The 18,490-nt window shown below is 48.8% G+C and carries 18 protein-coding genes, 1 pseudogene and 1 riboswitch; of the genes and pseudogenes, 7 read left to right on the forward strand and 12 right to left on the reverse strand.

Annotated elements, in window-relative coordinates; translation table 11 throughout:
- Positions 1-98: 98 nt before the first annotated feature.
- On the reverse strand, positions 99-860 hold the full coding sequence (map, locus tag D829_RS0120695; RefSeq protein ID WP_017690839.1) for a type I methionyl aminopeptidase: 762 nt from the start codon (positions 858-860) through the stop codon (positions 99-101).
- Between the two features lie 133 nt (positions 861-993).
- Positions 994-1,182, reverse strand: coding sequence for a hypothetical protein (locus tag D829_RS0120700; RefSeq protein ID WP_017690840.1), 189 nt, complete (start codon positions 1,180-1,182; stop codon positions 994-996).
- A 399-nt stretch (positions 1,183-1,581) separates the two neighbouring features.
- Between D829_RS0120700 and D829_RS0120705 the strand changes: the two genes are divergently transcribed.
- Together D829_RS0120705 and D829_RS0120710 are read left to right on the forward strand one after the other, a co-directional pair.
- Complete coding sequence (locus tag D829_RS0120705) at positions 1,582-1,857, forward strand: hypothetical protein (protein ID WP_017690841.1); 276 nt, start codon at positions 1,582-1,584, stop codon at positions 1,855-1,857.
- 96 nt (positions 1,858-1,953) lie between these two features.
- Positions 1,954-2,292, forward strand: a complete 339-nt coding sequence (locus D829_RS0120710) for a hypothetical protein (protein ID WP_017690842.1) — start codon at positions 1,954-1,956, stop codon at positions 2,290-2,292.
- A gap of 267 nt (positions 2,293-2,559) precedes the next feature.
- Here D829_RS0120710 and D829_RS0120715 read toward each other — a convergent pair whose 3' ends face one another.
- Both D829_RS0120715 and D829_RS0120720 read right to left on the reverse strand, forming a co-directional pair.
- Entirely contained in the window at positions 2,560-3,921 is a 1,362-nt protein-coding gene (locus D829_RS0120715; RefSeq protein ID WP_017690843.1) for a nucleobase:cation symporter-2 family protein, read from the reverse strand.
- A gap of 1 nt (position 3,922) precedes the next feature.
- Positions 3,923-4,510, reverse strand: a complete 588-nt coding sequence (locus D829_RS0120720) for a xanthine phosphoribosyltransferase (protein WP_017690844.1) — start codon at positions 4,508-4,510, stop codon at positions 3,923-3,925.
- A 300-nt stretch (positions 4,511-4,810) separates the two neighbouring features.
- Positions 4,811-4,910, reverse strand: a riboswitch (purine riboswitch).
- A 270-nt stretch (positions 4,911-5,180) separates the two neighbouring features.
- On the opposite strand from D829_RS0120720, the gene mscL reads away from it, so the two are divergent.
- Complete coding sequence (mscL, locus tag D829_RS0120725) at positions 5,181-5,675, forward strand: large conductance mechanosensitive channel protein MscL (RefSeq protein WP_017690845.1); 495 nt, start codon at positions 5,181-5,183, stop codon at positions 5,673-5,675.
- 239 nt (positions 5,676-5,914) lie between these two features.
- On the opposite strand, the gene D829_RS0120730 is transcribed toward mscL, so the two are convergent.
- Positions 5,915-6,217, reverse strand: a complete 303-nt coding sequence (locus D829_RS0120730) for a hypothetical protein (RefSeq protein ID WP_017690846.1) — start codon at positions 6,215-6,217, stop codon at positions 5,915-5,917.
- 79 nt (positions 6,218-6,296) lie between these two features.
- Between D829_RS0120730 and D829_RS0120735 the strand changes: the two genes are divergently transcribed.
- Complete coding sequence (locus D829_RS0120735) at positions 6,297-6,992, forward strand: NUDIX domain-containing protein (protein WP_017690847.1); 696 nt, start codon at positions 6,297-6,299, stop codon at positions 6,990-6,992.
- Between the two features lie 280 nt (positions 6,993-7,272).
- Here D829_RS0120735 and D829_RS0120740 read toward each other — a convergent pair whose 3' ends face one another.
- Positions 7,273-8,106: a TrmB family transcriptional regulator gene (locus D829_RS0120740; RefSeq protein ID WP_241230802.1), complete on the reverse strand. Its 834-nt coding sequence runs from the start codon at positions 8,104-8,106 to the stop codon at positions 7,273-7,275.
- 41 nt (positions 8,107-8,147) lie between these two features.
- Positions 8,148-8,963, reverse strand: a complete 816-nt coding sequence (locus D829_RS0120745; RefSeq protein ID WP_017690849.1) for a hypothetical protein — start codon at positions 8,961-8,963, stop codon at positions 8,148-8,150.
- Between the two features lie 469 nt (positions 8,964-9,432).
- Here D829_RS0120745 and D829_RS0120750 point away from each other — a divergent pair, with 469 nt between their 5' ends.
- Positions 9,433-12,006, forward strand: coding sequence for a UvrD-helicase domain-containing protein (locus D829_RS0120750; RefSeq protein WP_017690850.1), 2,574 nt, complete (start codon positions 9,433-9,435; stop codon positions 12,004-12,006).
- A 97-nt stretch (positions 12,007-12,103) separates the two neighbouring features.
- Positions 12,104-12,472 carry a hypothetical protein gene (locus D829_RS0120755; RefSeq protein ID WP_017690851.1) on the forward strand — a complete coding sequence of 123 codons (369 nt, stop codon included), beginning with the start codon at positions 12,104-12,106 and terminating at the stop codon, positions 12,470-12,472.
- A 92-nt stretch (positions 12,473-12,564) separates the two neighbouring features.
- On the opposite strand, the gene D829_RS0120760 is transcribed toward D829_RS0120755, so the two are convergent.
- Entirely contained in the window at positions 12,565-13,638 is a 1,074-nt protein-coding gene (locus D829_RS0120760) for a Gfo/Idh/MocA family oxidoreductase (protein WP_152417105.1), read from the reverse strand.
- A gap of 44 nt (positions 13,639-13,682) precedes the next feature.
- On the reverse strand, positions 13,683-14,159 hold the full coding sequence (locus D829_RS0120765) for a GNAT family N-acetyltransferase (protein ID WP_017690853.1): 477 nt from the start codon (positions 14,157-14,159) through the stop codon (positions 13,683-13,685).
- A 249-nt stretch (positions 14,160-14,408) separates the two neighbouring features.
- Between D829_RS0120765 and D829_RS0120770 the strand changes: the two genes are divergently transcribed.
- Positions 14,409-15,479, forward strand: a complete 1,071-nt coding sequence (locus D829_RS0120770) for a copper amine oxidase N-terminal domain-containing protein (protein ID WP_017690854.1) — start codon at positions 14,409-14,411, stop codon at positions 15,477-15,479.
- Positions 15,480-16,159: 680 nt separating this feature from the next.
- Here D829_RS0120770 and D829_RS0120775 read toward each other — a convergent pair.
- The 3 genes and pseudogenes from D829_RS0120775 to D829_RS0120785 all read right to left on the reverse strand — a co-directional run.
- Positions 16,160-16,561, reverse strand: a complete 402-nt coding sequence (locus D829_RS0120775; RefSeq protein ID WP_017690855.1) for a RidA family protein — start codon at positions 16,559-16,561, stop codon at positions 16,160-16,162.
- Positions 16,562-16,795: 234 nt separating this feature from the next.
- Complete coding sequence (locus tag D829_RS0120780) at positions 16,796-17,725, reverse strand: M15 family metallopeptidase (RefSeq protein ID WP_017690856.1); 930 nt, start codon at positions 17,723-17,725, stop codon at positions 16,796-16,798.
- 401 nt (positions 17,726-18,126) lie between these two features.
- Positions 18,127-18,490, reverse strand: a pseudogene (locus D829_RS0120785) (hypothetical protein); the annotation flags it as partial.

An 18,490-nucleotide genomic window follows, 5' to 3' on the forward strand; every position in this document is an offset into this window, starting at 1 on the left:
ACATGCCTATCGCTCCATACCGCTATATTTAAGCTCAAAACAGCATGGAGCATTCCTGAGAAAGTTCAACTCAAGTCCTCTTTTTCACTGACTTCTTCTCATGTGCCATTGGTCAGAATCAAGGGGCCATTCCCAGTAATCGCAACCGTATGCTCATACTGGACTCCCCAGCTACCATCTACCGTCCTTACTGTCCATCCATCTTCATCCCACACAACGGTCCCGGAACTGCCTTTTGTAAAGATTGGTTCAATGGTAATGACCATACCCTCGGTGAGCATCGTGCCCGTTCTGCGTTTGCCATAAGGCAACACATTTGGCGGTTCATGAATATATTGACCAATTCCATGACCGATGAGAGGCTTCACAATTCCGTACCGATACAGTCTGGCTGTTCGTTCAATGGCACTTCCAATATCTCCGAGTGTATTCCCTGGAACTGCCTGGGCAATCGCCCGCTCAAGTGCCTTCTCCGTGCGCCTCATCAGCTTGCGAATGGATCTGCTTGGTTCACCAATGCCATATGTCCAGGCCGAGTCAGCAAGCCAGCCATCTTTGTTTACCACCATATCGATGGTCACTACATCCCCGCTCGCCAGCTCCTCTTCCCCCGGAAATCCGTGGCAGACCACTTCATTGACAGAGGCACACGTCGCGTACGGATATCCTTTATACCCTTTTTGCTCCGGTGTGGCTCCTCGTGCTGCCAGAAACCCTTCCACCCGCTCGTTGATCTCTGCTGTCGTGATACCGGGTATCATCCACTGCTCAATATGCTGGTGACAACTTCGCAAAATTCGTCCAGCTTCCCGCATGTAGCCAATCTCTTCTTTGGTTTTCAAAATAGGGTCCACATGCATTCATCCTTCCCGCTGTAAGTGTACTCCCATATATATGCAGCAGGAACGCAAAAAAAACCGCCTGCCGGAGCTTAATGCCCGGTAGACGGTTCTATTCATTATCGGAACAGTATAATCAGAGTTGTGTGTAGTTTCAGGACACGGAAGAATCCATCTTGACAAGCTCATGCTCAACCACAGAAGTCAATTCTTCCTCATATCCACCCGTAATCCGGTATTTTCTCACGTACTCCTTCACGAATTTTTTTGGATCTTTAGGACGGAAAATCCGAGTCATTTCCCTCAAACTTTCTTTGACCTCATTGTGACCTTTCGTTGCCATTGTAATTCCCTCCCAAAACGTTGAAAGTGAATGCTCCGTTTAGAGAATGCCGAATAAGTCTTAAATGCCATCCATGAAGTTGTGTGCGCGGCTTAAAGCAAGCTTTAGGTCGGGAACCTCGCTAGAAAGCAAGTACCTGACACTATAAATACCCGATATGATTCGGAATGAATCATAATCTTATTGTAGCATATTCGGAAGTATCTTACGACTTGACGATTTCCTCTAATAAATATAACGGTTTTCATGCCCAAAAAGTTTAATTCCGAATCATATCTTAAGATTGCCACCATTCTATACGGAATTAATATATCCAGCATAACACTGAACTATTCGGGGGATATTATCACGGACAACACATACAGTTAAATTACTGGTATCCAAAGGAGGCGTCGTCTCATGGACCGCAACGAACAAGATATGCTGCCCCTTTCGCATGAAAAGGTGGAAGTAGACGGAGTTTACATCAATGAAGCCGGACGTGAGGAACATCTGCACCGGGGGCAGCATTTCCCGGCCGATCCCGTTCTTGGCAAGTCGGAATGGAAACTGACCGAATATGCATATGATAATCATCACGAAGGACGAACCGATGAACGTTTGGTTCCCAAAGAACACGATACCAACAAAAATGGGAAGATCACAAACCCTCGCAGACAGATCGAGGGAGGATAAGGATTTCGTTCGTTTGATAAGCAAATAAATTCACCGGTTCAGTTCTGTCCATCTCCTTCATAGCCTAGTTAAAAAGGTCAAAGGAGGCTGGACCGGATGTCCCCCATGAAATCGTCTAGCGGTCTGGATGAAAATATTGCCGGTATGCTTTGTTATCTGTTTACCTTTGTAGGCGGAATTGTTTTTCTCGCTGTAGAGAAGCGGAGCCGGTTCGTGTTATTTCATGCGCTGCAATCTGTAATCGTCTTCGGCATCATTATGGTCGGGCATGTATTATCGGCTTTCCTTCCGTTGTTCGGGCCACTTGTGGCATCGCTGTTATCCCTGCTTGGTGTAGTGGTCTGGCTTATTATGGTCGTTACCAGCTTGCAGGGGAAATGGCTAAAACTGCCGTGGGTTGGCGATTTTGCAGAGAAACAGTTACGTCATCTGTAATCCCCGCTCATCATAGTTAAATAAAACAAAAAACACCGAAGACACGACTCTGTTGAGCCTGTATCTTCGGTGTTTCGCATCTAAAAGTGTCTCTTTCATTCGGTTCATGCGATTGAACATTCATAGCATAAACGATGTATGTCATAAACCATTCATGCTGTATATCATCATGATTAACCTGATTCATTATTCATCTTGTGAATCGTCTATTTATAACAATTAACATAACAATCCTGTTGGATGATAATCCTAGCCTAATTCGGCTAATTAAGCTGACTTGCCCGTCTCTCCAAGGATGGCATCTGCCTGTTGTTCAGCCATTGTGGCGGCTGTTTCCTTGGTACCCAGACCGTTGAACAGCAGGTTCATGAAGATCGCCGTGAAGCTGCCTGCAATGATACCATTACCGAGCATAATCTGAGCCCAGGCCGGTGCACCTGCGAACAACTCAGGCACAACGGTAACACCCAGACCCATACCTAAAGAACAAGCGATGACAAACAGATTCTCATGTCGGTTCAGATCGACCTGACTGCCGATAATTCGAATGCCTGATGATACCACCATGCCGAACAAGGCCACCATGGCTCCGCCAAGTACTGCCCCTGGAACAAGCTGTGCGAGGGCTGCAATTTTGGGTACAAATCCAATGACCACCAGGATTCCACCAGCTACTACAATGACATCACGTGTCTTCACACGTGTCATCTGTACCAGTCCTACATTTTGCGAATACGTTGTATACGGGAACGAGTTGAAAATACCGCCTAATACAATAGCCAGACCTTCCGCACGATAACCGCGGGCCAGATCCTTGGACGACAGGTCCTTGTCCAGGATTTTGCCCAGAGCCATAAATACTCCTGTGGACTCCGCCACGCTGACAATCGCCACCAGGATCATCGTCAGGATCGGTACAATCTCAAACGTAGGTGTACCGAAATAAAACGGCTGAACAACATGGAACCAACTTGCATCGCGAATGGGAGCAAAATTAACTTCACCCATAAACCCTGCCGCAATCGTACCTGCGAGCAGACCAATCAGTACCGAGATGGAACGGATAAAGCCTGTCGTGAAACGAGTCATCAGAATGATAAAGAGCAGCACGCCGAAACCGAGTAACAAGTTCACTCCGCTACCGAAATCTTCTGACCCCTGTCCGCCACCCAGATCGTGGAAAGCAACCGGAATCAGAGTCAGACCAATAATGGTCACAACGGAACCCGTTACTACTGGAGGAAAGAGCCTAATAAGCTTCCCAAAGATTCCAGAGAAGATCAATACGAACAGCCCTGAGGCAATAATCGCTCCATAAATGGCAGATACCCCACTGTTCATCCCAATTAGGATCATCGGGGACACAGCCTGGAATGCACAACCGAGCATGACAGGCAGCCCTACGCCGAAATATTTATTTCCCCATACCTGAAGCAGTGTAGCCACACCACATGCGAGCAGGTCAATGGCAATGAGATAGGTTAGTTGTTCCTGTGTAAAACCCAATGCGTTACTGACGATCAATGGGACAACGACGGCTCCTGCATACATCGCAAGCACGTGCTGTAGTCCGAGGGAGAACGTTTTGATTGGATGCCGATGACGTTGAAAAATACGTTCGCGTGCCATATTAGTTCGTGCCCTCCTCGTCCGAAAATGTAACCTGTCCATCCGACAGTGCCCCGATGCGAACCAATGATTCCACACGGTATCCTGCTTCTTTCAGCAAGCGACCTCCCGGCTGGAATGCTTTTTCAATAACAATACCGATACCCACCACTTCTGCTCCAACCTGCTCAACAATACGAGCCAGACCAAATGCCGCTTCACCATTCGCCAGAAAATCATCAATGATCAGCACGCGATCCCCAGGCTTCATGAATTTCTTGGCCACAGTAATTTCATTCGTCTCCTGCTTCGTGAAGGAATAAACCTTCTCCACCAGAATATCTTCCGTCAGTGTGAGTGACTTCTGCTTCCGCGCAAAAATCAGCGGCACATTCAGCTCCAACGCAGTCATGATGCCTGGTGCGATCCCTGACGACTCAATTGTCAGCACACGTGTGATATTCTCACCTTCAAAGCGGCGAATGAATTCTTTACCTACTTCCTTCATCAGAACCGGGTCCATCTGGTGGTTCAGGAATGAATCCACTTTGAGTACTTGCTCGGACAGGACAATACCTTCCTGTCTTACCTTGTCTTTTAACAATTGCATTGTAATTCTTCCCCCTGAATGCCCTCCGCACAGAAGCTCACATGCTCTTCCAATCGCATGGTAAAAAAGCAAAAAGCCCGCCTTTTCACACGCTGCGGAATAACCGGAGACGGGAAAGACGGACTTGTACGTATATGGACAAGCCGTATGGATGCTGCAAGTGTACTGGATGGACAGAATGATAGGAGTTCATTCCTGTTGTGAGAAACTCTAAACAGTGTAATCAGAAACAGATAAAAGCCACTTGAACCTGCTCTTCAGTCAAACTGTCTGAGAATGATCTCATGCCAACCATACAAAACATTGCAACATCTTTCCCGTAGTCCGATCATTCCGGTGATCAGGTAGAGACATGCAGGCCTATTCCTGCACATATACGAGTAACGGCATATTTAATTTTTTGGCTCCATGATTCGTTACAATGTATGATCGCGAACCTGAATGTAAAAGGTTAAACATAACTGACAATGTTAGAAGTATACCGAATCGACGGCGTGAAATAAAGAAGTATTTTCATGGAAGTTGCGGAAACTTGTCTTAATTTGCAAACAAGGGGTGATTGGAATCTATTTTTTATGTACAATATGAGAACGGAAGCACGTGTCTGAACGGAGAAGGGTTGGACACGCGGCCTGTACACGAATTTATTGGTCAAAGGAGATTGGCAGATATGAAAGGCGTACTTAATGAATTTAAGGAATTTGCCGTACGCGGCAACGTCATCGACCTGGCAGTCGGTGTCATTATCGGGGCTGCTTTTGGTAAAATCGTCACGTCCCTCGTGAATGATATCATCATGCCCCCGGTTGGAAAACTGCTGGGTGGAATCGACTTCAGTCAGAAAATCATCAACCTGGACGGGGATATCAAAACAGCAAACGGACAGGACATCACCACCCTCGCTCAAGCCAACGAAGCTGGGGCTACCGTGATTGCTTATGGTCAGTTCATCAACGTCATGATTGATTTTCTTATCGTTGCGTTCTGTATCTTCATGCTTGTGAAGGGCATCAACTATCTGAAAAGCAAAGAACACAAAAAGCCCGAGCCGCAAAAAACGACCAAGGCTTGCAAGTATTGCCTATCGGAAATTCCAGCCGCAGCTACCCGCTGCTCGCACTGTACTTCAGAGCTCGAAGCAGAGGGCAGCGGCGCACCGGCCTAACCACAACGAGCGTTTAAAGACTCACCGGGTTAAATTACGGATATAAATCCTGATGCGGGAGTCACCTCTTACTTGCTAGGGTTTATGTATAAAAAGCTAGCCATATGGGCTTCATTAACAATGGTTGCGTAGCTTAAAGGTTTGAAGGTTCCACCGTAAAGGTGGGGCCTTTTTTGTGCCCAACATACATGTGTTACACGTGTTCCCCCATGAATGTCATTTGCAGCCATGCTTATAAACTAGAAACGGCGTGGCAGCAAATGCTCCAGGATCGACTTCAGATCCTTATCTTCCTTGTAAACTTCTTCCCCAGTATCCAGTTCTGTCACGCGAATATATTCAAAGTTTGCCGAAGCATCCACTGGCTTGAACAACAATTGGGCCTCATCTTCCAAACGTACATTAAACCCCATATCCTTAAACATGCTGCTTAACTGACTGTTAGCCGGTTCCTGACCTTGACCTACAAATATAAGCCCTCTAAGACTTTTACGTTCCTGAGGTTGCGGATAAATCACCTGAAAGTGTACAATGCATTCCATACGATCGTTCCCCTTTCGTTTAAAACATACTTTGTGAAATTTCGAACTTTAAAAACTGCTATATAAGGAGATACGTTTCATGACCCCAGAACGTTTCGACATTTATGACAATCAGCAACATTGGATCGGTACAGCACTGCGCAGCGAGGTCCATGCCAAAGGATATTGGCACCGTTCATTCCACTGCTGGATTGTGCGTGACGAAGGTGAGCAACGACGGGTTCTTTTTCAGCGGCGGCGTGATATTAAGGATACTTTTCCCGGATGTTACGACATTACAGCAGCTGGTCACCTCACTGCAGGTGAACAACTGCAAGACGCCAATCGTGAGCTGGAGGAAGAATTGGGTGTCCATGTATCTTTCGATGCACTAACCTATCTACTCACAGCTACACAGCAGCTCCAAGGAGAGGTTCGTGGTATCCCATTCATAGATCGGGAATTCAGCGCGGTCTATGGATTATGTCTGAACCAGCCGCTCGAAGCCTACGTTCTGCAGCCCAGTGAGGTGGATAGCCTGTATGAAGTGCCGCTGGATGATCTACTCGCTTTGTTTCGTAGTGAGATCGACGTCATTCAAGCTACCGGAGTTCAGACTCAGCTGTTGATATCACCACCACATTTCATCGGTCATAAGGACCCGTTAAGCGGCGATCGTGCAGCTGATGAACCGGAACGTATCGTTCGCGAGATTCGGGCAACGGAATTTGTACCCCATGGTACAGCTTATTATACGGATGTGCTTGAAGCTCTATATCACGTGCCCAAAGAGTGATCATGTACGATCCTGTTCAACCCGATCCAGTTCAATCGAATGTTCATAGCTTCATTTTCTCAAAAATAGCATAACTTCATACCTTTACTATCGACTTGACTGGGAACAGATGCTGTGACGAACATCACTGTCATATCTCAAACCAGCACAAACAGGCGTCTGCCTTCGGGCAGCGCCTGCTTTATGTACAAGCTATGTACACACGTATTCGTTTCATCAAGATAGGTACCTTTGTGCTGGCATGTTCACTCCATCAGAGGTGAATTAGTCGCCGATCTGTCTAGCCCTTGTCATCCTCTCCTGAAGGAGAAGACCAGTAACGGGCAGAGAGTTCTTCGTACCGGTGCCCATAGCGGGACTCCAGTTCCTCACCCATATCCTGTTCCAGTTCGTACAGCACCAGCTCTTGAGCAAAATGATTCAGCAGCAGTCCGGTCATTACCGGATGCTCCGTCACCACTGCCTGTGTGGCGCATGATTCCCCGCGCATGCCCAGCATGCACCAGCGGCGATCCACCACCAGGGAAAATTTCCGACCATTACCTGTACCATACATAGGCAAACCCAGCAAAGGAACAGGCTGATCGAGCATGCCTTCGCCACCATCACACGACCATAACAGCCGCACACCCCGGGCTTCAGCCTGCTGTAAGTCATTACGTAGCAGTTCTGCCTCTTCACGCCAAACGTCTACAACAATCTCATGCTGAGCCTCGGCCAATTCACGGCTCAGATTCTCAAACACATTTTTGTCCCCTTCGACGTTAAAGAAGACAGGCTTCTCCGGTTCACTTTTGGGCATGCTGCTCTGAACATAATCCAGCGAGGTACGCATTTGATCGGAGATCATACGTGTCATCTCCTCTGGCTTCAGCACACTATACTTCGCCGGCTCCCCCGGACTACACCGCAAGAATCCACGCTGTTCCAGCCGTTGCAGGGTCGCATATACATTGGAACGGGACACGCCCAGCCGCTTCGCAACCTCATATCCTGAGGCTGATCCCTGACGAGCGAGTTCCACCATAATTTTAGATTCCATCTCGGTAAACCCGAGATGACGCAAATGATGCAGCAGTTGGTCCATATTCCCGTCCCCCCATGCTGTCAGCAACCCGCACTGCCTCATACTGATGCGGCAGAGCTTCTACTGCATCAGATCTGTTCGGCACCACAGCGCGGGCACCATTTCGAACCTTTGGGCAGCTCGGCTGCACAAATCTGACAATTCACCATTTCGCGTGACACTTCGGTCTGTACGTCCACCGTGTCCACGATGGGGTTATTTTCTTTCCAGTAGCGGATGCGTTCGTCCAGTTCTTGCTGACGCTCGCGTTCCCGTTGCATCTCTTCATCTCTGCGACGTTCCCACTCCGCATCGAATGCTTCCTTTTCTTCCTGCGTAAATTCCGTACTGTTATATTCCGATTCCGTTTCCAGATCGGCTATAGACGGAATGACCGTATGATACGGCTCCTCTTCCTCCCGTTCCAACTCAGATGGCGCATCGTAGAAGTCCGGCTCCGGAGTTTGGGTCTGAGCTACAGCTGCCTCCTGTCTCGCGGCTGTGGTGGCTCCTGCAACTCCTGCAGCTCCTACTGTAGGTGCTGCTGTCTTGAGTTCACCCAACTTGCGTCCGCATTTAGGGCAGTAGTTGGCATCCAGGGAAGCGACGTGTCCACACTCGCACAACCGTTCATTCTTGAGCTGCGCAATCTTGTTGCGCATGCCATCAATCTCTTCCTGCAACTCGTCGCAGAGCTGCGACAGATCCACCATTTCTTTTTCCGCACGCGTCATATCCTGTGCCCGATAACCCTCATAGAAGATGCGACCCATATCTGTAAAATGGACTTCCTGTTCCTGTTGCAAGCCCACAATCTGGTTGTTCAGTTTCCCAATCTCAACGGCGTGTTGGGCACGCTCTGTTGCTTTATTCGCTCCGTCTTTGATGCGTTGAAGCAGTTTCATGACCATTCCTCCTCCGTCCCGTCAAAACCAATATTATCATTTTAAATTTTAGAGGTTATTCAAAAAGTCCGCTTTTGATTACGAAGGATGCCAGTGGCATCCTCAGCATCGAATATGGGATTCAGCCGAATAAGAGGTACTGAAAACCAGACTTTTTGAACACATACTTGTAGTAAATTAGCATATTACATCCTTCATGCAAAATACTCAGGCATATAACTTATACGATATCATGCCAAAAAGTTGCGTAATCTCGTGCAGTTGCCTGTTTTATACCGATACTGGATGAAATCGGGGGCTTTCGTCAAGACCATATGTTCGGGTATAATGAAGCTTTGGCCATACTTAACCGCCTGATTAGGCGACTAACTCTATCATACCAATTTACAATGCGATTGTGAAAAGGGCAAATGGTTTACTTTTAACCGGGATAGTCCTATCCCTGAATGCATACAGAGGTGGATGAAACATGTTAAGTCCGAACTCAACGTTCTACCCCCGTCCGCTCGGGGTTACCCCGGCGGCGTCCCTGCCCCAGTCCCCGTCTGCTCCGCTGGAGACCAGTCGGCAACTCGTGGACAATGATCAACAGGATGCCTTTTATTTTCGTTCTCTGGAAGAGGCAGGTATCAAGCTAAACGCACCACAAATCTCGGCAGTCCGTCACGGCAGAGGACCGATTCTGACGCTCGCCGGAGCCGGTTGTGGCAAAACAACTGTGCTGGCTGCAAGAGCCGGCTACCTCATAGAGGTCAGCGGCGTACATGCAGGCAGTATCCTGCTGGTGACGTTCACGAACAAAGCCGCCACCGAGATGAAAGACCGGATCGCCGCATTGCCAGGTATACGCCCGGCGGCTGCAAGAACCGTGCAAGCTCGCACCTTCCACTCTTTTGCCCTGACATTACTGCGTCATTACGGTGTGCAGGAAGAAATCTTTGGTGAGTCGCGAGCCCAGCATACGGTGCTGAAGATGCTTCTTCGCCAAAATGGCATGAGTGAAGCCTTCCAGCCTGAAAGTCTGCTGGCCATGCTGTCCGCATGGAAGATGCAAGGATCGGAAACAACCGACTTGCCTGAAAAATCGCAGGAAGAACGTGATGCCAAGCGTGTCCTGCTAGGTTACGAAGCCTGGAAACAGGATCGGGGCAAAATGGACTTTGACGATATTTTACTGCGGGCAGCCGCCTTGCTTCGTGATCCTGCTGTTCTGGGGCCACTTCAGAAGCGTTTCCAGTACATTATGGTGGATGAGTTCCAGGATACCAATCATCTGCAATATGAGATTGTGCAAAAACTGGCTTCCGCTCACCGCAACCTGATGGTTGTGGGAGACGACGACCAGACGATCTATACCTTTAATGGCGCACGCCAGGAATCAATTTTGGAATTCGATAAAGTATACCCCGGTGCACGCATTGTGACGCTGGATATCAATTATCGTAGTGATGCACGCATTCTGGGACTCGGAAGTGAACTGGTCGCCCGCAATAAACGCAGACGTGACAAACGGCTACGTGCCGCCGGAAACCGTGGAGATGCGCCGCGCTTCGCCACACCTTCCAATGCAGAGGAAGAAGCAGCGTGGGTCGTGAATCAGCTGTGCCAACAGGTTGAAGAAGGACAACACACCTATCGTGATATTGCGATTCTTCACCGGACAGCCAGCAGCAGCCGGGCTGTATTTGAGCAGCTTGTGTTGAAAGATGTGCCTTTTGTACAGCATGGTGCTTCCCCGGTCTTCTATGACCAGTCTCTTATCAGACCCCTGATGGATCATCTGCGTCTGTCCCTTGATCCACGAGCCATGGATGCTCTTCCTAGTGCGCTGGGACCGCTCTACGTTTCACGGGATGCTGGCCTGGAATGGATACAGCGCTGTGAACAACAACAGGCGAAGAAATACCCACTCATCCATCTGGTGAAATGGGACAAGCTGAAACCGTTCCAGCAGGAACAGGTCAAGGAACGCATCAAGCTGATCAAATCACTGCACAAGCTAAAACCCATCATCGCCATTCAGGAGATGCGCAGGCAGTTTTACGACAAGTATATGGAAAGTGGTGATCCCAGCATCTTCACCCATTATAAGGAAACGATGCTGGAAACCCTGGATGAATTCGAAGCTGCCGTCAAAAAATTCGAAACGGTAGAAGAGTTCATTCAATTCGCGGATGAGCTGTCCCGCAGACACCGTGAGATGGAATCTCTGCGCCGCGCACAGGACAGTGACGCAGTGCAGCTGATGACCATTCACCGGGCCAAAGGATTGGAGTTCCCTTGTGTGTACTGGATTGGAGCCAGTGAAGGCATTGTGCCTCACAGTACCGCACTTCGCCAGGATATTCCTGAGGATCAGAAAGCCGCGCTTGCTGTGCAACAAACAGACGCCGAACTGGACATGGCGCTGGAGGAAGAACGCAGGCTCGCCTACGTTGCCATCACACGGGCCAAGCAGTACTTGTATGTCACCTCACCGGCGAGCCATCACGGAAAGCCAGCGGATGTGTCCCGTTTCCTGCTTGAAGCCTTCGGCATGGAAGTTCCGGACAAACGTAAACCTCGCGAGGAGAGCCGGACGAGTGGTCAGACTTCATATGGCAAAGGTAATGGATCGTATGCCCGCTCGGGTACTCGTTCCGAAGGTCGGGATGTGGCACAGCGCCGAGCCATCAGCCACAATGACCGTCGAGACTTCGAGGTCCACAACGAACGTGACGAGGATCGCCTCGGTGAACGGCGTGGCAGTGGTGAAATTCGCAACCATAAGGCGTTCAGCACTCCGGGTGTGAGTCAGACAGCTGCGAGTTCCTCCAGTTCGCAGTCGCACACTTCAGGTTCAGGTAATGCTGAGCGTACGGAGACCGTTGCGATCTGGAAATGCAGTTCATCCACCTGTAAAGCGTGGCTAAGACAGAAGCCGGCTGTGCCTTCTAAAGCAACCAAGAAGGCATCATCGGGCCCTCCCGCCTGTCCCCTGTGTTCAGGATCAATGGAGGCCGGCACCCGCCAGGTTCCCGTAACGGGGAGATTTGGGAAATAAACGAAACAGGATACCGTTATAGCTCGTTTCAGGGCGCTTTTTGCTGTTTATTAACAGTAGAAGCGTCTTTTTTCCATTTCAGAATGGGGGTTGGATTATGCAGGACGGCAAACAACATCTGTATGTATCGGTAACACATAACCTTATTGAACGAACAAAGAACGAATCTACACCCTTTGAGGTGTTGGTGGATGACGAGCAGTTGGGCCGATTGAAGGATCTGCTGAAGGTGCTGGAGGATGACGATGCCTATACATTACAACGGGCGCCTGTACCCTACAAATCAGCAGACCACGATGAGGCAACGGAGCAGTTTTCGGATGGTATGACCTTGCTGTATACCTTTCTATACGACCATGGCACGCCGGTTACCCGGCAGGCGATTGAGAGCATGAACGTGCTTCCGAGGCTGCAGGATACAGATTACGACGACCCAGGGTACGAGAATTCACCGCTGAATAAATGACCTGATGCGAAAAAGCATGCGTAACCGCAGATCACGCGGAAGACGCATGCTTTTTTTAATATGATGAAGGACCACTGCCGCGTAATATGGACTCAATCCAGACGAATCTCCTGCCCTTTCTCAGCGGATTCGTAGATTCCGCACAGCATGCGTGTGGAAGCCACACCATCCGCAATTGGACTGATCGGCTCTGTCCCGTTCAGGCAACAATCCACAAAGTGGTCAATCTGGTTCTGGAATGCACTATGAATATGGAGACCCGTATTGTCCGTCTGGGGTTCAATATTCAGGATGGTATTATTTTTCTCCGTGACGATCAGTGTCTCCGGCTCCAGTTCGAACCCACCACGCTCGCCGTATAATTTCACCGAAGATTCATCTCCGCGTGCATGCAGGGTAAAGCTCACATCCACCACCAGCGAAGCCCCGTTTTCAAACCGAATAAGTGCATTTGCCATATCTTCCACGTCATTCACAGCTACGCTGTAGTCGGCTGCTTTGTAAAAAGAAAGATGTTCGATATGGGCACGATTGCCCAGCTTCCGATACGTATTACCACTGACCGAAACAGGTTTCGGCCTGCCCATGAGGTACCAGCATTGGTCGATAATATGTACGCCGAGATCAATCAGGGGGCCGCCGCCGGAACGGCTTTTGTCAGCAAACCAACCGCCTGGATTGCCGTGACGCCGCAGAATGGAAGCTTTGGCATAATACAGTTCACCAAACTCCCCGGCATCAATGAATCTGCGCATCATCTGCATATTGTTATCATAACGACGCACAAATCCAACGATAAAGGTACGTCCGCTCTTCTTCACCGCTTCTTCAATCCGCAGTGCATCTTCCACATTGGTTGCCACCGGTTTCTCCAGCAATACATGCTTGCCTGCCTCCAATGCGGCAATGGCAAATTCGGCGTGTGTATTATTCCAGGTACAGATACTGACGGCATCCACATGCGGGTCCTCCAGCATCTCCCGATAATCGGTGTATACGGATTGGGCATCATACTTCTGCGCAGCAGCCTTAGCCCGTTCTTCGTTCAGATCGCAAATGGCATAGATGACGGCATCCTCGTTTTTGGCATAACACCTCATATGAAGATCCGAGATTGATCCTGTACCTATCATTCCGATGTGCAACATTTGTTTCGTGCTCATCATCGTCCTCCCTTCCTTTTCCACAACTTCCACAACATCATTATGTTCTAGTCTGCCCGCAGCATGCCTTCGTAAATACCCGGCGTTGAATTTTCAATCTTCACGGCACCCAGCGTCCGGGCATAGAAATCCACAGGTCCCGCTGATCCGATAATGGCATACCCGTAACCGTCCGCCTTCATCGCATGCATACAGGCCAGTAACAGGGCTGTGCCTACACCTTTGCCCCGTGCATCCTGGCTCACGCCTGTCGGTCCGAAGAAGTTACGACATGTCGCTTCGTAACAGGCAAATCCAATCATTTTTCCATGCTCAACGGCAATATAACAGGACACCGGCTGACGTGCAAAAGCGACCTCACATTCATCCACCCAAGCCTGACTAAAATGTGACCTCACCCAATCCAGTACAAGCTGTTTCTCTGGGGCAATGGCTCTTCGAATCACAATGGAGGATTCCTCCAACGCTCTCAGTCCGCTCTCTTGCTCTGGCAAACGATAGAGCGCTACCAACATATCACTCATCTAATTCGTTCCTCCTCGTACTTGAATGTGAAATAGGACAAAGGTTTCGCCACTTACCTGAAATTAACCTGATCCTGCTGCGGATAACCTGCAATACTAGCGATATTCCTAATTTAAACTAACCCACCGCTTACATTCATTGCATTTCAACTGCAACACTGAGACGATTTGTCCCGTCTATTAACTTGAAGCGCGGCCCTAAGGAAGATTTTACCGCGACAGTACACAGATTAGAAGGGATGAATATTGATGAACAACAACATGAAAAAAGTAAGTGCACTGATGGCCCTATCCATGGCATTGGGTGGTGGAGCCGCTTATGCAGCAACACTGGACAACACACAACCAGTCCATCAAACATCCGTTTCAGCAGATAGTAACGCAGTGAGTGTAGTAAATGTATCCGTGAATGGTGCATCCATCTCTGATGGTTATTGGAACAAAGATGGCAAAGTAGCCATGATCCCGCTGCGTGATCTTACCGACGCACTGGGTATTGAACTGGAATGGAATAAAGAAACTAAAACCGCAGAGCTGACTCGTGGTGCTCTCTGGACACAGGTAATCACAGGCAAGGATCAATATTCCGTGAATAAAATGCTGCTCACGCTGGGCACAGCGCCCGAAATCACAGGCGGCAAATTGTATGTACCGGCTTCTTTTGCTGAAAAAGCACTGCATGGACAAGTGAACATAACAGGAAATCAGGTGACTATCTCTAGTGAAGAGGACGTGAAGACGGTTACTGAACGTGGTGCAATTACTAGAATCTCGAACCAAGATAAATATAAGTCCATCCAGATTGGCGGTGCAGGGTTGGATGGTATTGTGCTCAATCTGAGCGATGAGACGAAATTCATCTCAGTTGAGGGGAAAGAGATTGCACTGAAGGACTTGGCCATTGGCATGAATGTGGAGGCTACACACTCCCAAGTTATGCTTGAAAGTTTGCCACCACAAACGCCTACCTATAAAGTCACTGTACTGGATGCGACTGCGGTGTCTGAGACACAACCCAACGAGGTTCTGGGTACAGCAGGTACCATTGAAAATGTAAATACTGCACATGGCCTTATCTCGCAGATTGAGATTACAGGTACACGATTAACCGAAACCGCTCCTGACCATGTCGTGCTGAACATTGCTAAAGACACGATGATCGTGAACCACGAAGGTGAAACGGTGAAAGCTGAAGAACTGACTAAAGGAACTAAAGTCATTGGGTTCTACAGCCCTATGCTGACACGTAGCCTGCCTCCGATCGGAACAGCTTGGAAAGTGGTTGTCGAAGCACCAGCAGCGGAGCTGGAAGCGAAATAATACGGTTAGAAAACGTAACTGGTTGAGACACATAGTATATGTGGGTGCAAACCGCGTGCATCGCTTAGCGCGGGGTCATGAGTGCGGAGCATCATAATTACCAGCCATCCGCATGTATCTCCTGGCGCGCGGTGTCATGAGTTTGGCGCATCAAGAGCTCAGCCGTGCGGCCAGGCGGCGAAGTCAATTCAAAAAAAACCTTATCCGCTTGTCTTCTGACAAGCATGGGTAAGGTTTTTTTGGGGGTTTGTTGGTTTTTTAGTTTTTTAGTTTTTTAGTTTTTTAGTTTTTTAGTTTTTTAGTTTTTAGTTTTTAGTTTTTAGTTTTTAGTTTTTTAGAGCGTGTCTTCAAACTTGCTCCAAAACGAAGCGTATCTGAATTTTTTCGGAGCAGACATGCGCGACATGTGTTGCATACGACATGTGGTTGCATACTGAATGTAAGAGCAATTGGATTTAGCGCTAACGAATCTGAGGCGTCTTATTCAAGGATTTGAAGCACCCGCAGAAATCTAAGGAATCTGAGACACGCTATCTCAGAATAAATAGCTGTTTACAGCGTTTTTGTAAGAAAGATTTGGGAAATAACGTGTCTGGTGTTCCTTACATTTTAAAAAGAGGGCCTGAGGGCCAAATAAGACGTCATGAGTTCCTTAGAAAATTTTCTGGATACTCGCCAGATCACTCGACTTGGACTTCGTCTTCAACAATCGCTTCCACTTCAATCTCAACCATCAACAAGGGATCAATGAGTGCGCTAACTTCAACCATGGTGGCTACAGGCTGGATCTGTCCAAAAAATTCACCGTGCGCCTTGCCAACTTCCTCCCATCTGGAGATATCGGTCACAAACATTCGGGTTCTCACCACATGCGACATGTCAGCCCCCAGTTCTTTCAATGCATTCTCGATCGTCTGCAAAACGAACCTTGTCTGTGCATACGGATCACCTGCCCCAACAACTACACCATCTTGCATCGCGGTTGTACCCGCCACTTCAATTCGGTTTCCTACACGGATGGCACGGCAATATCCGACCAATGGTTCCCATGGGGAACCGGTAAATACCTGCTGTCTACTCATTCTCTCGTCCCTCGCTTTGGTTGTATTTATCTAATTGGATTAAACATGAATTATATCAGTCCCCCACCATCTCAGACAATGGAATGAAGTTTAATTCTATCTTAATTCCATTAACATTTTTGCACAGAAAAAAATCCCCTGAATGACTGCCCATTGGTTAGATGAAGGACGGTTCATTCGGGGATTTATGAGAATTAGTATCTTTTCTTTTTCTATAAGGATGAAACATCCGCATTACAACTTGATATTAGCCTCATCAAAGTATTCTTCCAGAGTTAACCCACTCTTCGCCACATCCGGTGCCAAATCTGTACCGATGTACCGGATATGCCAAGGCTCATAGACGTAACCTGTGGTATCTTCTTCACCTTGCAGATAACGGATGACATATCCGTATTCTGCAGCGTGTTCAGCCAGCCACTGTCCTTCCTTCGATGTACCGAATACTTCTTCCAGCACATTGCCCACACTCGGGCTGGATACATCAATGGCAAGACCCGTCTGATGTTCGCTTCGGCCTGGAACAGAACTCACACGATCTGTGTATTCTTGACCTTTGGTTTTGACATTATTGTTATAGATGGATACCTGCCGCTGATATGAACGATAACCGGACACCGCACGAAGCTCAATGCCATCCGCTTTTGCACCTGCAAACAACTTCTCCAGTGCCTCCGCTGCTTCCTTGCGCATATGCCGCTTCTCGTGTGGTTCGTCGAAGGAGAACGGTACATTCGGCTCTACCAGATCGTCCGGCTCGTAACCGTCAGGCAGACTCCGTTGCTTGTTCACAATGACGGTCATAGACTCGGCATTAGTCACCAGAGATTGTGCATCAATTGTCGTTTGCAGTGCGCTGATACTGCGTTTCTCCAGCAATGGATCTTCCGCTGTCGCACCATTCCCAGACTCGCTATCCGTGCCTTCACCGCTGTTGCCAGAAGATGATGTGTCATCCCCGCCATTGTCGCCATCTGTTCCTTTATCCTCCGTAAAATGAACCGTTGTGCCGTCCGTCTCCTGTTGTGTGTTACCTGTTCCATTCGGATTCTGGCTCTCCTCTGTGCCTGAACCGTTCTGGCACGCGGCAAGCAATGCTCCGCATATCATCAATGAGGACAGCATAACCACCATGCGGCGCTGTCTTCCTGTAGTTGATTTCATGTAAAAACTCCTATCGCAATAATATAAATGTTATATAGTTCTCAGCGTGCAGTGTTCCCTGCGACAGTATACCTTAATTGGGAGCGAAGCTCCACCGGTAAAGACCTCCTTTAGAAGAGATCCGAATGAACATATACAGGCTGTACAGCCTGTATGATCGTTTTTTGGACTTTTAGAGCAACATCCCCGTGCTGTACACAATAGAAGTGAAATGGGAATATGCCTTCATATATCCAATATGCAAAAAAGTGATTATACCGAGATGCACTTTACTAATGAGCATTGTTGGATAAAGACAAAAATCATCTTGTATCTGGAAATGAATTAAATCGAATAATGCAACATGCTGCAATAAAAACAAGCAGGGGTGATCTGAGATCTCCCCCGCTCTAATGGGTGCATCATTTGGTTGCTGGGCTGTCCGCCTTCTTCTGGACAGCCTGCCACATCCGCGCGGCTACACGCTCACGGATCAAATCCAGCCCTGCGGTGGCCGGCACACCCGGCATCAGCGCAGTCAGCTCTGGCAGAGCCGGGGCCTTGCCCGGCTTCGCCAGGTGCACCTCGATGGCGCCAAAGCCCGGCCCCGGCTGGTGCATGGCGCCGTCCGCGGCGGCCTCGGCGATCCACTCGCCGACGGCCGCGCCGCCTTCGCCGCCGCGCACTTGCGGGCGGCCAGCCGTTTCCGCTGCGCGGCCGGGGCCGCTGGGAGCATGGGCGAGTTCCTCCGCCCATTCGTATAACTTCGTATAATGTATGCTATAC

Origin of the sequence: Paenibacillus sp. PAMC 26794, assembly GCF_000316035.1 — a bacterium.
Classification (GTDB): domain Bacteria; phylum Bacillota; class Bacilli; order Paenibacillales; family Paenibacillaceae; genus Paenibacillus.

What these genes read in the sequence shown, in the direction of transcription:
- map (WP_017690839.1), bottom strand. Translation starts at nt 860, where the DNA reads ATGCATGTGGACCCTATTTTGAAAACCAAAGAAGAGATTGGCTACATG.
- D829_RS0120700 (WP_017690840.1), bottom strand. Translation starts at nt 1,182, where the DNA reads ATGGCAACGAAAGGTCACAATGAGGTCAAAGAAAGTTTGAGGGAAATG.
- D829_RS0120705 (WP_017690841.1), top strand. Translation starts at nt 1,582, where the DNA reads ATGGACCGCAACGAACAAGATATGCTGCCCCTTTCGCATGAAAAGGTG.
- D829_RS0120710 (WP_017690842.1), top strand. Translation starts at nt 1,954, where the DNA reads ATGTCCCCCATGAAATCGTCTAGCGGTCTGGATGAAAATATTGCCGGT.
- D829_RS0120715 (WP_017690843.1), bottom strand. Translation starts at nt 3,921, where the DNA reads ATGGCACGCGAACGTATTTTTCAACGTCATCGGCATCCAATCAAAACG.
- D829_RS0120720 (WP_017690844.1), bottom strand. Translation starts at nt 4,510, where the DNA reads ATGCAATTGTTAAAAGACAAGGTAAGACAGGAAGGTATTGTCCTGTCC.
- mscL (WP_017690845.1), top strand. Translation starts at nt 5,181, where the DNA reads ATGAAAGGCGTACTTAATGAATTTAAGGAATTTGCCGTACGCGGCAAC.
- D829_RS0120730 (WP_017690846.1), bottom strand. Translation starts at nt 6,217, where the DNA reads ATGGAATGCATTGTACACTTTCAGGTGATTTATCCGCAACCTCAGGAA.
- D829_RS0120735 (WP_017690847.1), top strand. Translation starts at nt 6,297, where the DNA reads ATGACCCCAGAACGTTTCGACATTTATGACAATCAGCAACATTGGATC.
- D829_RS0120745 (WP_017690849.1), bottom strand. Translation starts at nt 8,963, where the DNA reads ATGAAACTGCTTCAACGCATCAAAGACGGAGCGAATAAAGCAACAGAG.
- D829_RS0120750 (WP_017690850.1), top strand. Translation starts at nt 9,433, where the DNA reads ATGTTAAGTCCGAACTCAACGTTCTACCCCCGTCCGCTCGGGGTTACC.
- D829_RS0120755 (WP_017690851.1), top strand. Translation starts at nt 12,104, where the DNA reads ATGCAGGACGGCAAACAACATCTGTATGTATCGGTAACACATAACCTT.
- D829_RS0120760 (WP_152417105.1), bottom strand. Translation starts at nt 13,638, where the DNA reads ATGATGAGCACGAAACAAATGTTGCACATCGGAATGATAGGTACAGGA.
- D829_RS0120765 (WP_017690853.1), bottom strand. Translation starts at nt 14,159, where the DNA reads ATGAGTGATATGTTGGTAGCGCTCTATCGTTTGCCAGAGCAAGAGAGC.
- D829_RS0120770 (WP_017690854.1), top strand. Translation starts at nt 14,409, where the DNA reads ATGAACAACAACATGAAAAAAGTAAGTGCACTGATGGCCCTATCCATG.
- D829_RS0120775 (WP_017690855.1), bottom strand. Translation starts at nt 16,561, where the DNA reads ATGAGTAGACAGCAGGTATTTACCGGTTCCCCATGGGAACCATTGGTC.
- D829_RS0120780 (WP_017690856.1), bottom strand. Translation starts at nt 17,725, where the DNA reads ATGAAATCAACTACAGGAAGACAGCGCCGCATGGTGGTTATGCTGTCC.